This is a genomic window from Methylobacterium sp. 1973, from assembly GCF_040545035.1.
In the GTDB taxonomy this organism is placed as follows: domain Bacteria; phylum Pseudomonadota; class Alphaproteobacteria; order Rhizobiales; family Beijerinckiaceae; genus Methylobacterium; species Methylobacterium fujisawaense.
In genome coordinates, this window is record NZ_JBEPLA010000013.1 from 24343 (window position 1) to 37063 (window position 12721).

General features: G+C 69.2%; 13 protein-coding genes. 10 read left to right on the forward strand and 3 right to left on the reverse strand.

The features are described from left to right. Positions 1 to 113: 113 nt before the first annotated feature. The 10 genes from plsX to ABIC70_RS22055 all read left to right on the forward strand — a co-directional run bounded on the left by plsX (position 114) and on the right by ABIC70_RS22055 (position 10430). Positions 114 to 1148 (forward strand): phosphate acyltransferase PlsX, encoded by a 1035-nt coding sequence (plsX, locus tag ABIC70_RS22010; protein ID WP_043348438.1) that lies wholly within the window; start codon positions 114 to 116, stop codon positions 1146 to 1148. Between the two features lie 104 nt (positions 1149 to 1252). Continuing rightward, complete coding sequence (locus ABIC70_RS22015; protein ID WP_051976215.1) at positions 1253 to 2260, forward strand: beta-ketoacyl-ACP synthase III; 1008 nt, start codon at positions 1253 to 1255, stop codon at positions 2258 to 2260. Positions 2261 to 2426: 166 nt separating this feature from the next. Beyond that, positions 2427 to 2747 carry an integration host factor subunit alpha gene (locus ABIC70_RS22020; RefSeq protein WP_043348440.1) on the forward strand — a complete coding sequence of 107 codons (321 nt, stop codon included), beginning with the start codon at positions 2427 to 2429 and terminating at the stop codon, positions 2745 to 2747. A 245-nt stretch (positions 2748 to 2992) separates the two neighbouring features. Further along, positions 2993 to 3484, forward strand: a complete 492-nt coding sequence (locus tag ABIC70_RS22025) for a MerR family transcriptional regulator (RefSeq protein ID WP_182593212.1) — start codon at positions 2993 to 2995, stop codon at positions 3482 to 3484. Between the two features lie 87 nt (positions 3485 to 3571). Then, positions 3572 to 3991 carry a hypothetical protein gene (locus ABIC70_RS22030; protein ID WP_182593211.1) on the forward strand — a complete coding sequence of 140 codons (420 nt, stop codon included), beginning with the start codon at positions 3572 to 3574 and terminating at the stop codon, positions 3989 to 3991. Positions 3992 to 4111: 120 nt separating this feature from the next. Beyond that, positions 4112 to 4555, forward strand: coding sequence for an Ig-like domain-containing protein (locus tag ABIC70_RS22035; protein ID WP_043348449.1), 444 nt, complete (start codon positions 4112 to 4114; stop codon positions 4553 to 4555). Positions 4556 to 4773: 218 nt separating this feature from the next. Beyond that, positions 4774 to 6726 carry a PrkA family serine protein kinase gene (locus ABIC70_RS22040; protein ID WP_043348452.1) on the forward strand — a complete coding sequence of 651 codons (1953 nt, stop codon included), beginning with the start codon at positions 4774 to 4776 and terminating at the stop codon, positions 6724 to 6726. Between the two features lie 203 nt (positions 6727 to 6929). Further along, complete coding sequence (locus ABIC70_RS22045; RefSeq protein ID WP_043386438.1) at positions 6930 to 8231, forward strand: YeaH/YhbH family protein; 1302 nt, start codon at positions 6930 to 6932, stop codon at positions 8229 to 8231. A gap of 90 nt (positions 8232 to 8321) precedes the next feature. Further along, positions 8322 to 9893: a SpoVR family protein gene (locus ABIC70_RS22050; RefSeq protein WP_043386436.1), complete on the forward strand. Its 1572-nt coding sequence runs from the start codon at positions 8322 to 8324 to the stop codon at positions 9891 to 9893. A gap of 108 nt (positions 9894 to 10001) precedes the next feature. Next, positions 10002 to 10430: a PaaI family thioesterase gene (locus tag ABIC70_RS22055; RefSeq protein ID WP_043386434.1), complete on the forward strand. Its 429-nt coding sequence runs from the start codon at positions 10002 to 10004 to the stop codon at positions 10428 to 10430. A 6-nt stretch (positions 10431 to 10436) separates the two neighbouring features. Here the strand turns inward: ABIC70_RS22055 and ABIC70_RS22060 are convergent, their stop codons facing one another. The 3 genes from ABIC70_RS22060 to nrdR are packed head-to-tail and all read right to left on the reverse strand — an operon-like array spanning position 10437 to position 12700. After that, the gene (locus ABIC70_RS22060; RefSeq protein ID WP_043351065.1) at positions 10437 to 11057 is read right to left on the reverse strand and encodes a riboflavin synthase; all 621 of its coding nucleotides are present in this window, start codon (positions 11055 to 11057) and stop codon (positions 10437 to 10439) included. A 3-nt stretch (positions 11058 to 11060) separates the two neighbouring features. Continuing rightward, entirely contained in the window at positions 11061 to 12170 is a 1110-nt protein-coding gene (ribD, locus tag ABIC70_RS22065; RefSeq protein WP_354441142.1) for a bifunctional diaminohydroxyphosphoribosylaminopyrimidine deaminase/5-amino-6-(5-phosphoribosylamino)uracil reductase RibD, read from the reverse strand. Then, positions 12167 to 12700, reverse strand: coding sequence for a transcriptional regulator NrdR (nrdR, locus tag ABIC70_RS22070; protein WP_043356555.1), 534 nt, complete (start codon positions 12698 to 12700; stop codon positions 12167 to 12169). The genes ribD and nrdR overlap by 4 nt, the downstream gene beginning before the upstream one ends. Positions 12701 to 12721 lie beyond the last annotated feature (21 nt).

A 12721-nucleotide genomic window follows, 5' to 3' on the forward strand; every position in this document is an offset into this window, starting at 1 on the left:
CCCGAATTCATTTGCCCGCCGGGCCGGTATCGCTATGGTCCGCCGCGCCCGGCGGGCCCCGTCCCGCCGACGTCTGAACCCTTTCCCGCCGAGACCCGCGACCCGCTACCGACATGTCCCAACGCGTGTGCATCTCGCTCGACGCCATGGGTGGCGACCACGGGCCCACCACGGTCGTGCCCGGCGCGGCCCTGGCCCGGGAGCGTCATCCCGGCACCACCTTCCTGATGTTCGGCGACGAGGCCGTGATCGCGCCGCTGGTCGCCAAGGAGCCCCGGCTCAAGGATTGCGTCGAGATCCGCCACACCAGCGTGGCCGTGGCCATGGACGACAAGCCCAGCCAGGCGGTGCGCCAGGGCCGGGGCAAATCGTCCATGTGGCAGGCGATCCAGGCGGTGCGCGACGGGCAGGCCGATGCCTGCGTGTCGGCCGGCAACACCGGCGCCCTGATGGCGATGTCGAAGATCTGCCTGAAGACCATGTCGGGCATCGAGCGTCCGGCCATCGCCTGCCTGTGGCCGACCGTGCGCGGCGAGAGCGTCGTGCTCGACGTCGGCGCCACCATCGGCACGGATGCCGAGCACCTCGTCGAGATGGCCGTGATGGGCTCCGCCATGGCCCGGATCGTGTTCGACCTCGACCGGCCCACCGTCGGCCTGCTCAATGTCGGCACCGAGGAGATGAAGGGCAACGAGGCGGTCAAGGAGGCCGCCCGGATCCTGCGCGAGATGGAGAGCCCCGGCCTCACCTATCACGGCTTCGTCGAAGGCACCGATCTCGGGCGCGGCACCGTCGACGTGGTGGTGACCGAGGGGTTCACCGGCAACATCGCCCTCAAGACCGCCGAGGGCACCGCCAAGCAGATCGGCACGTATCTCCGCGCCGCCATGACCCGGACGCTGGCCGCCAAGATCGGCGCCTTGTTCGCCCGGCAGGCCTTCAAGGCCCTCAAGGACAAGATGAACCCGAGCCGGGCCAATGGCGGGGTGTTCCTCGGCCTCGAAGGCATCGTCATCAAGAGCCACGGTTCGGAGAATGCGCAGGGCTTCGCCGCGGCGATCGATCTGGCGCACGACATGGCGCGCCATGACATGATCCGCACGATCCGCGAGATGCTCGACCAGACCGCGGCGCTGGCGCCGGCGTGACGCCGGTGCCGGACTGAGCCCCGTCGACGGATGGGATGGAAATCGGACGGCTGCGGCTTCACAACTGGAAATTGTGAATCTGGCGTCGTCCGGGAAGGACAATGATGGCAACCCTCCGCACTGACCCCGAGCCGCACCGGCGCGCGCCCCCTCTGCGCTCGGTGGTGGTGGGGACCGGATCGAGCCTGCCCGCACGGGTGGTGACGAATGCCGATCTGGCCGAGCAGATGGACACCTCCGACGCGTGGATCGTCCAGCGGACCGGGATCCGCCAGCGGCACATCGCGGCCGCCGACGAGACCACCTCGGTCCTCGGCGCGCGCGCGGCCCGGGCCGCCCTGGAGGATGCCGGCCTGACCGCCGACGACATCGACCTCGTGATCTGCGCCACCTCGACGCCGGACCACACCTTTCCGGCGACCGCGACCCAGATCCAGGCGGCGCTGGGCATCCATCAGGGCGCGGCCTTCGACCTGCAGGCGGTCTGTGCCGGCTTCGTCTTCGCGGTCTCGACCGCCGACAAGTTCCTGACCACGGGCGCGGCCCGCCGTGCGCTGGTGGTCGGCGCCGAGACCTTCTCGCGGATCGTCGATTGGGAGGACCGCACCACCTGCGTGCTGTTCGGCGACGGGGCCGGCGCCATCGTGCTGGAGGCGCAGGACGAGGCCGGGGACCGCGGCGTGCTCAGCGCGAGCCTGCGGTCGGACGGGCGCCACCGGGAAAAGCTCTATGTCGACGGCGGTCCGGGTTCCACCGGCACCACCGGCCACCTGCGCATGGAGGGCCGCGACGTGTTCCGGTTCGCCGTGGGGCAGGTCACCGACGTGATCGTCGAGGCTTTCGCGCAGGCGGGCGTCACCGCGGAGGAGCTCGACTGGTTCGTGCCGCATCAGGCCAATCGCCGGATCATCGAGGCCTCGGCCGACAAGATCGGAATCGCCCGGGAGAAGATCGTGCTGACGGTGGACCGCCACGGCAACACGTCGGCGGCCTCGATTCCCCTGGCCCTCGACGTGGCGCGGCGGGACGGTCGCATCCAGGCGGGCGACCTCGTGATGATCGAGGCGATCGGCGGCGGGTTCAGCTGGGGTGCGGCGCTGATCCGCTGGTGAGGCTTCGGGCGGGCGCCTGAAACGATTCGCGGCCCCGCTGCGGTTGACCGGGGGCGGAGCGCCGATTAGCGTGCCGGATCATAGGGATACGCCTTCAGCGTTTGGTGTGGCCGCGCGTGCCGCACCATGCGTCATGGGGCGAACGATGCGGGCGAGGGGACACGGCATGGCAGGCAAGACGGTGACGCGCGCCGACTTGAGCGAGGCCGTCTACCATCAGGTGGGCCTGTCGCGGACCGAGTCGGCCGCCCTCGTCGAGACCGTGCTGTCGGAGATCTGCAGCTGCCTGGCGAGCGGCGAGACGGTGAAGCTGTCCTCGTTCGGCTCCTTCGTGGTGCGCAGCAAGGGCAAGCGCGTCGGCCGCAACCCCAAGACCGGGGTCGAGGTCGCGATCGAGCCGCGGCAGGTGATGGTGTTCAAGCCGTCCAACGTGCTCAAGGCCAAGATCAACGGCCTGAACGGCACGGGCGTTCACGACGACGATTGAGCGGGTCCGCGTGCGGGTTCGCCTCCTGCGGGGCCTGCGCCCCGGAACGGGCTGCGGTTCATCCTTCCCCGCCTTTGTCCCGGATGCCCGGAAGGTCGCGGACGGTGAACGGGAGCCCGGCACACGACGCACCGCACAAGCGGCACCCGCTCCAAACGCCGCCGGATTCCTCAGCCTCTCAGGCTTGAGTGCGACCCTGCGACCGGTCAAGATCGGGGCGTTCCGAGCCCATTCGCAAGACACCCATGCCGCCAGCCCTCGCCGCCGCACAGACCGACGAACCGCCGACCGGGATCGGCGAGAAGAGCGCCCACGCGTTCCGGACGATCAGCGAGGTGGCCGAGGAACTCGACGTGCCCCAGCACGTGCTGCGGTTCTGGGAGACCCGCTTTGGCCAGATCCGTCCCGTGAAGCGGGCGGGCGGACGGCGCTATTATCGGCCCCAGGATGTCGAGCTGGTGGCGGGTATCCGGCATCTCCTGCACGTGCAGCGCTACACCATCGCGGGGGCGCAGCGGGTCCTCAAGGAGAACGGCGTCCGCTTCGTGCAGGCGGTCGGCCGCGGCGAGGCCGTGGCGGCCGAACCCCTGATTCAGGAGGTCGAGACGGAGGCGGGCGCCCGGTCCGTCACTCTCGGAGCCTCGGACCGGGCGTCCCTGGCCGAAGCCCTGGAGGAATTGCGGGCCTGCCGCGCCCTGCTCGATGGCCTGCGCGAGATGCCCGACCTGGAGGCCTGACCGGCCCAGCCTGACCGTGTCGGCACGACCGCGCGATCCGACACGCGGCCAGCGAACTTTCCGGCGACAACCTGCGTTGTCGCCCGCATGGCCGCGCCCAAACCCAAGTTGACGCCCAGCCAGGAACTGATGGCCCGCATCATGCGGATCGTCCGCACATGCCCGGAGGCGGCGTCCGAAGTCTTGGAACTGATGTTCCTCGTCAGCCAGATCGAGGCGGCCACCGGCGTCGACCGCGAGTACCGCGACGCCAAGCGCGTGATCAGCCGCCTGCGCAATCCGCTCTGGGAGATGGGTCCCACCGACCGGGAGAAACTCCTCGCGGCCGCCGAGACGATTCGCCGGGTCTGCCGTCTGGCCGAGGATGAGATTCCCCCCGCTCCGCTTGCCGATGCCGGGGAGCGCACGCGGGTCGAAGGGCGGCTCGCCGCCGCCCTGGCCGGCGAATTCGATCCCGCGCAGATCGCCCGCATCACCGGTATCGTCGCGGCGGCGCTCCAGAATTAAGGGGCCGTCCGGGCCCTCGACGCCCGTGCGCGGCGTCCCCACATGGTCTCCACCGAGGAACGGGGCATCCGGACGCGCGTCCGGAGACAGGTCCCGGCTCGGCACTGGAGAGACGCTTCCATGATTGCCCTTCGTCCGCTCGCCGCGCTGCTCGTCGGGAGCATGGCCCTCGCCGGCCCGGCGCTGGCCCAGGCGCCCGCCAGCCGAACCAAGACCGTGGCGCCCGGCAAGACCGTGCGCATCGAGATCGCGCCGAACCTCAAGAAGGATTGTTCTCCTGGGCCGATGCCCGAGTTCAAGGTCTCGGGGCCGCCGAAGAACGGCTCGGTGATCACCAAGGTCGGCAAGCTGAAGACACCGGCAAGCTATCGCTGTCCCAACAAGGAGGCGGCCGTCCAGGCGCTGTTCTACCAGCCCAACTCCGGCTTCACCGGAACCGACGAAGTGACGTTCGAGGTCAAGAGCTCCGACGGTCAAGTGCAGACGCAGACCGTCAAGATTACGGTCGCGGCGTCCGGTGCCAAATCGGGAGACGATGGCAAGAAAGAGGGCACGGATTTGTGAGCCTGGGCCCGCTTAGGCGGTATCTGCCCAGTTCAGCGGCTCGTGCAGCCGTTCGGGGGCCGCACGGAGTCTCATCTGTGCGGCCTTCAGCGCTCGGGAGTGTTGCAAGCAATCGACATGCCGGGCGCCACGCTCGCCGCACTGCGACAAAAGCGGGCCTGTCGGTTGCATCCAAGCCGAGACAGGATGAAGCTGTCACGGTCTGAGAGGGTTATCGAATGCCCATGCATGCGACGAACGACCTTTTCCAGAGCTTCGCCCGAGGGTACGAGGCCCGCCGCGACACGGAGATGACGCTCTCCGAGTACCTGGAGGCCTGTCGCGACGAGCCCCTGATGTACGCCTCGGCCGCAGAGCGCATCCTCGCGGCGATCGGCGAGCCCGAATTCGTGGACACCGCCAAGGATTCGCGCCTCGGCCGGATCTTCATGAACCGGACGATCCGGACCTACCCGGCCTTCCGGGAGTTCTACGGCATGGAGGAGACGATCGAGCGGATCGTCTCGTTCTTCCGCCACGCCGCGCAGGGGTTGGAGGAACGCAAGCAGATCCTCTACCTGCTGGGCCCGGTGGGCGGCGGTAAGTCGTCGCTGGCCGAGCGGCTGAAGCTCCTGATGGAGGTTCACCCCGTCTACGTCCTCAAGGCCGGGGACGAGGTCTCGCCGGTCTTCGAGAGCCCGCTGGGCCTGTTCGATCCCGAGACGATGGGCGAGGAGATCCAGCGCCGCTACGGCATCCCGCGCCGGCGGCTGACCGGCCTGATGAGCCCCTGGGCGCTCAAGCGCCTCGACGAGTTCAACGGCGACATCTCGCGCTTCAAGGTGATCAAGGTCCGGCCTTCCCGGCTGCGCCAGATCGCCATCGCCAAGACCGAGCCGGGGGACGAGAACAACCAGGACATCTCCTCGCTGGTCGGCAAGGTCGACATCCGGCGCCTGGAGACCCTGTCGCAGGCGGATCCCGACGCCTACTCGTATTCGGGCGGCCTGAACCGCGCGAACCAGGGCATTCTCGAGTTCGTCGAGATGTTCAAGGCGCCGATCAAGATGCTGCACCCGCTGCTCACGGCGACGCAGGAGGGCAACTACGTCGGCACCGAGAATATCGGCGCGATCCCGTTCACCGGCGTGATCCTGGCCCACTCGAACGAGGCCGAGTGGCAGACCTTCAAGACCAACAAGAACAACGAGGCCTTCATCGACCGGATCTACGTGATCAAGGTCCCGTACTGCCTGCGCGTCACCGAGGAGCAGCGGATCTACGAGAAGCTGATCTCCAGCTCGGAACTCTCGGACGCCGCCTGCGCCCCCGGCACGCTGGAGATGCTGGCGCGCTTCTCGGTCCTGTCCCGCTTGCGCGAGCACGCCAATTCCAACGTCTTCTCGAAGATGCGGGTCTACGACGGCGAGTCCCTGCGCGAGGTCGATCCCCGCGCCCGCTCGATGCAGGAATACAAGGATACGGCCGGCGTCGACGAGGGCATGGACGGGATCTCCACCCGCTTCGCCTTCAAGGTCCTGGCCGCGACCTTCAACCACGACACCACCGAGGTCTCGGCCGATCCGGTGCATCTGATGTACGTGCTGGAGCAGTCGCTCAAGCGCGAGCAGCTGCCGCCCGAGACCGAGAAGAAGTACCTGGAATTCATCAAGACCGAGCTGGCCCCGCGCTATGCGGAGTTCATCGGGCACGAGATCCAGAAGGCCTATCTCGAATCGTACCACGATTACGGGCAGAACCTGTTCGACCGGTATATCGACTATGCCGACGCCTGGATCGAGGACCAGGACTTCAAGGATGCCGAGACCGGGCAGCTCATGAACCGGGAGCTCCTGAACCAGGAGCTCACCAAGATCGAGAAGCCCGCCGGGATCGCCAACCCGAAGGACTTCCGCAACGAGGTGGTCAAGTTCGCCCTGCGCTCCCGAGCCCAGCATGGCGGCCGCAACCCGAGCTGGACCTCCTACGAGAAGCTGCGCGAGGTGATCGAGCGGCGGATGTTCTCCCAGGTGGAGGAACTGCTGCCGGTGATCTCCTTCGGTTCCAAGAAGGATGGCGAGACCGAGAAGAAGCACGGCGAGTTCGTCGAGCGCATGGTCGCGCGCGGCTACACCGAGCGGCAGGTTCGCCGTCTGGTGGAATGGTACATGCGGGTGAAGCAGGCCGGCTGAGGCGCGGGGTGTCCGGCCGGGTCCAATCCGGCCGGCACAGGGTTCGACCCTGAGATCCGACCCTTTGCCGCCACAGTTTCGGACGACCGGCCGGTGAAGATCTCGGCCCTGCTGCAAAAGAGGGATCCATCCCTCCGGTAACGGCATGGTACGACAAGGGTCCGGACCCGGCCGGAACACGCGGACGAGGGTTTTCGCAGCGGATGCATATCGTCGACCGACGTTTGAACCCGGGCGGCAAGAGCCTCCCGAACCGCCAGCGCTTCCTGCGGCGCGTGAAGGACGTGGCCCAGCGCGCGGTGCGGGAATCCGCCCGCGAGAAGGACATCAAGGATCTCGGCAAGGACGGCCGCGTCACCGTGCCGGCGGACGGCGTCCGGGAGCCCCGCTTCTCGCGCCAGCCCGGCACGGGCCTGCAGGACCACATCCTGCCCGGCAACAAGACCTACGTCGAGGGCGACACGATCGAGCGGCCCCCGGGCAGCGGCGGCGGCCGTGGTGCCGGTGAAGGCGGGGAGGGCGGCGAGAACAGCGAGGACGCGTTCCGCTTCGTCCTCACCCGCGAGGAGTTTCTGGAGCTCTTCCTCGAGGATCTGGAGCTTCCGGACCTCGCCAAGCGGCGGCTGGCCGTGGTGGAGACGGAGGGGCTGCGCCGGGCCGGCTACACGGTCACCGGCTCGCCGGCGAATCTCGCGCTCACCCGCACCCTGCGCAACTCGATGTCCCGGCGGATCGCCCTCAAGCGGCCGAAGCCCGAGGAAGTCGCGGCCCTGGAGGCGCAGATCCAGGCCCTGGCGGAGGGCGATCCAGAGCGTTCGGAACTGGAGCAGGCCCTGTTCCGGCTGCGCGAGCGGTCGAAGCGGATCCCTTACGTCGATCCGATCGACCTGCGCTTCCGCCGGTTCGAGCCATATCCGCGGCCGATCGCCCAGGCGGTGATGTTCTGCCTGATGGATGTGTCGGGCTCGATGACCGAGCACATGAAGGACCTCGCCAAGCGGTTCTACATCCTGCTGCACATCTTCCTGACGCGCCGCTACCGGCACGTGGAGATCGTCTTCATCCGCCATACCGACCGGGCGACCGAGGTGGACGAGGAGACCTTCTTCGGCTCCCGGGAGACCGGCGGCACCCTGGTCTCCTCGGCGCTCGTGGAGATGAAGCGCATCATCGCCGAGCGCTACGACCCGAACGACTGGAACATCTACGCCGCCCAGGCCTCGGACGGCGACAACGTCTCCTCCGACGGGCCGACCTCGACGGAACTCTTGCGGTCGCACATCCTGCCGGCCTGCCAGCACTTCGCCTATCTCGAGGTGGGGGACGAGAACGGCCCCCGCGCCGGCTTCGTGGAGCACCGCACCACCCTGTGGCGGACCTACGAGGCGATCGCCAAGGCCGGCGGTCCGATCGCCATGCGCAAGGTCAACCACCGCCGGGAGATCTACCCGGTCTTCCGCGAGCTGTTCGGCCGCAAGGAAGGCCGCGCCGAGGCGGAGGCGTGACACGGAGTGGCGCGACGCGTCCCTCCCGCCTCTGCGGGGGAGGGCGAGACGCGGAGTTGGCCGGATCCAAGCAATCGAACGGGAGGCCGCATGACGCTCGTCAAGGCACGGACGCCCCAGACCATCTCCGGGGGCCAGAAACCCCTGTTCACCGGTAACGACTGGGATTTCGACACGATCCGACGGATCCACGACGCCTGCGAGGCGGTGGCCGGACCGCAGCTCGGCCTGTCCTGGTACCCGAACCAGATCGAGATCATCACGGCCGAGCAGATGCTCGACGCCTACGCGTCGATCGGCATGCCGCTGTTCTACAAGCACTGGTCCTTCGGCAAGCACTTCGCCCAGCACGAGTCCGGGTACCGCCGCGGCCTCATGGGCCTCGCCTACGAGATCGTCATCAACTCCGACCCGTGCATCTCCTACGTCATGGAGGAGAATACGGCGACGATGCAGACGCTCGTCATCGCGCATGCCGCCTTCGGGCATAACCATTTCTTCAAGAACAACTATCTGTTCCGGCAGTGGACCGACGCCGAAGGCATCCTGGACTATCTCGACTTCGCCAAGGGCTTCATCGCCCGCTGCGAGGAGCGCTACGGCCATCAGGCGGTGGAGCAGGTGCTCGACGCCGCCCATGCGCTGATGAGCCAGGGGGTCCACCGCTATCCGCGCAAGAAGCGGCCGGACCTCGCCTCCGAGCAGCGGCGCGAGCGCGAGCGGATCGAGCACGGGGAGCAGATCTACAACGATCTCTGGCGGACCCTGCCGCAGAAGGTCGGCGCCGTCCGCTCCGACATGGCCGCCGAGCGGCGCAAGGCGCTGCTGGAGCTGCCCCAGGAGAACATTCTTTATTTCCTGGAGAAGGTCGCACCCCGCCTGCGCCCCTGGCAGCGCGAGATCCTGCGCATCGTCCGCTTGGTGGCCCAGTACTTCTACCCGCAGCGCCAGACCAAGGTGATGAACGAGGGCTGCGCCACGTACTGCCATTACCGGATCATGAACGCCCTGTCGGAATCCGGGCAGATCACCGAGGCCGCCTACCTCGAATTCCTGCAATCGCACACCAACGTCATCCGGCAGCCGAACTACGACGACCGCTCCTACGGCGGCCACAACCCCTACGCGATCGGCTTCGCCATGATGCAGGACATCGCCCGCATCGCCGAGCAGCCGACCGACGAGGACCGGGCGTGGTTCCCCGACATCGCCGGCACCGGCGACGCCATGGCGGTCCTGCGCGACTGCTGGGAGAATTACCGCGACGAGAGCTTCATCCAGCAGTTCCTGTCACCCAAGCTGATGCGCGACCTGCGCCTGTTCCACGTCGTGGACGATCCGGAGGAGCCGGAGCTGCGGGTCGAGGCGATCCACGACGAGCGCGGCTACCGCAAGCTGCGCCGCGCCTTCGCGCGCCAGTATGACGTCGCGTGGCTCGATCCCGACATCGAGGTGGTGGATGTGGATCTCGAGGGCGACCGGCGCCTGATCCTGCACCACAAGGCGATCAACAAGATCACCCTGCAGAAGGACGACGCCAAGCGGGTCCTGCAGCACCTTGCCGACCTCTGGGGCTACGACGTGGTGCTCAAGGAGATCGAGCCGGCCACCGGCACGGTGCTGGGCGAGATCACCGCCAGCGCACGGCCGATCTTCTTCTGATCGGAGCCGCGCGACGGTTGATTCCATCCGGACACCGCAGGATGCGGGGGGATGGACGGGAGGCGGGCTTCGGATTGCCTCCCGGGAGCGCCCGTGCTGCAAGGGCCCATGACCGCCACGATCCTGACCCTCGCCGAGACCCGTGACTTCCTCGACCGCGAGTTCCCGCAGATGCAGGCGGGCGGGCGGGCCTACCACCTCGAGGCCGTGGGACCGCTCTCGGCGCGGATGCGGCTGGAGGCCCACGAGCGCTTCCTGCGCCCGGGCGCGACGGTGTCGGGGCCGGCCATGATGGCGCTCGCCGACTATGCCCTCTACGCGGCAATCCTCGCCAATATCGGGCCGGTGGCGCTCGCGGTGACCACGAGTCTCAACTTCAACTTCCTGCGCAAGCCCGCCACGGGGGATCTCGTGGCCGAATGCCGGCTGCTCAAGCTCGGGCGGCGGCTCGCCGTCGGCGAGGTGGCGATCACCGCTGTCGGCAGCCCGGATCTCGTCTGCCACGCCACCGGCACCTACTCGATCCCGCCGCGCTGAGGACGCTCAGGCCCGCGCCTCCGCGAGCCGGGCGGCGTAGCGAGCGATCAGGTCGACCTCCAGGTTCAGGCGGTCGCCCTGGCGCCGCTCACCCCAGGTGGTGACCTGGAGCGTGTGGGGGATCAGCAGCACCGAGAACAGGTCGCCCTGGACCGAATTCACCGTGAGCGAGGTGCCGTCGAGGCAGACCGACCCCTTCTCGGCAATGAACTTCGCCAGGGCCGCCGGCGCCCGGAGCGTGAACCGCTCGCTCGGCCCCCAGGCGCCCGCCGTGACGCTCTCGCGCTCCACAATCTCGGCGAGACCGTCGACGTGGCCCGTGACCAAGTGGCCGCCGAGTTCATCGCCGATCTTGAGGGAGCGTTCGAGGTTGATCCGCGTGCCCGCCGCCCAGGAACCTACGGTGGTGCGCGCCAGGGTCTCGGCGGCCGCGTCCACCGCGAAGACGCAGCCGCCCTCGGCCGGCTCGACCGATACCGCCGTGAGGCAGGGGCCCGCGCAGGCGATCGAGGCGCCGAGCGCGATCGTCGCCGGGTCGTAGGAGGCGCGGATCGCGATCCGGCGCAGATCACCTTCGCCCGAGACCGAGACGACCGTGCCGACGTCGCTGACCAACCCCGTGAACATCGCTTACGTCCTGTTGCGCTCGTAGGTCACGGCCTCGTCGGGTCCGAACGTGAGCCGCTCGGCCTCGCGGAACCGGTCGCCCGCCAGGGCCTCCGCCAGGGCGGGCCCCAGCGCCGGAAGACCGCCCGCCGGTCCCAGTTCCACCGGACCGGTGACCAGCGTGCAGGTATCGATCAGATCGGCCCGTGCGAGCGCCTCCGCAAGGCGGGGGCCGCCCTCGCTGCACAGGCGGGTCAGGCCGCGCTCGCCCAGCTGCGCCAGGGCCGCCGGGAGATCGATCCCGCCGGCCGCGTCCGCCGGGACGGGCGCGACCTCGACGCCGAGCGCCTCCAGGGCGCGCCGCGCATGGGCCGGGGCCGAGCGGGTGGTGAGCACCAGGGTCGGCGTGTCGCGGGCGGTCCGCGCCAGGACGCTGGCGGGCGAGAGCCGCAGATGCGTGTCGAGCACGACCCGCAGGGGCGAGCGCCCGTCCAGGCCCGGCAGCCGGACGGTCAGCGACGGGTCGTCCGCCCGGGCGGTGCCGATGCCGATCAGGATCGCGTCGGCATGGGCGCGCCAGAGATGGACCGCCCCGTCCGCCACCGGGCCGGTGATGCGCAGGCGCTCCGGACCGGCGGCGGCGCAGAAGCCGTCGCGGGTGCGGGCGAGCTTGAGGTGCAGGGCCGGGCGGCCGCGTGTCACCCGGGTGATGTGGCCGACATGGTCGCGCGCCGCCGCATCCCGCATCAGCTCGGTCTCGACCGCGACGCCGCCCTGTCTCAGGAGATCGTGGCCCCGCCCCGCCACCCGCGGGTCGGGATCCTCCAGGGCACTGACCACCCGGGCGATCCCGGAGGCCAGGATGGCGTCGGTGCAGGGCGGCGTGCGGCCGTGATGCGAGCACGGCTCAAGGGTCACGTAGAGGGTCGCGCCGCGGGCGGCGTCCCCCGCGGCGGCCAGCGCCACAGGCTCCCCGTGCGGGCGTCCCCCCCGCGCCGTCGCCGCCGTCCCGAGGATGCGCCCGGTTCCGGGCTCGACCACCACGGCGCCGACCGACGGGTTCGGCCACGTGGTGCCGAGACCGCGGCGGCCCAGCGCCAAGGCGAGGCGCATGAAGTGGGTATCGTCACTCATGGGCGGCCGGCGCGGCGCCGCCCCGGTGCCTCGGGCTCCAGCTCGGCGTCCGGCCCCGGCACGGCCGCCGGCACCGGGCTACCGTCGCTCAGCGTGCCGAGCAGGTCCTCGAAGTCCTTCGCCTCGCGGAAGTTCTTGTAGACGGAGGCGAAACGCACGTAGGCGACGTCGTCGAGACCCTTGAGCCCCGCCATCACCAGTTCACCGATCGTCTCGGACGTCACCTCGGGCTCCCCGGCGCTCTCGAGCTGCCGGGTGATGCCGCTGACGAGCCGCTCGATCCGCTCCGGATCGACGGCGCGCTTGCGGAGCGCCACGTCGATGGAACGCTGAAGCTTGTCCCGGTCGAAGGGCACGCGCTTGCCCGAGCGCTTGAGCACCACGACCTCGCGCAGCTGCACCCGTTCGAAGGTGGTGAAGCGGCCGGCGCAGTCGGGGCAGACCCGGCGCCGCCGGATCGCGGCCCCGTCCTCGGAGGGCCGCGAGTCCTTCACCTGGGTCTCGGAGCCGCCGCAATAGGGACACCGCATGGATGGGATACTCGGGCATGG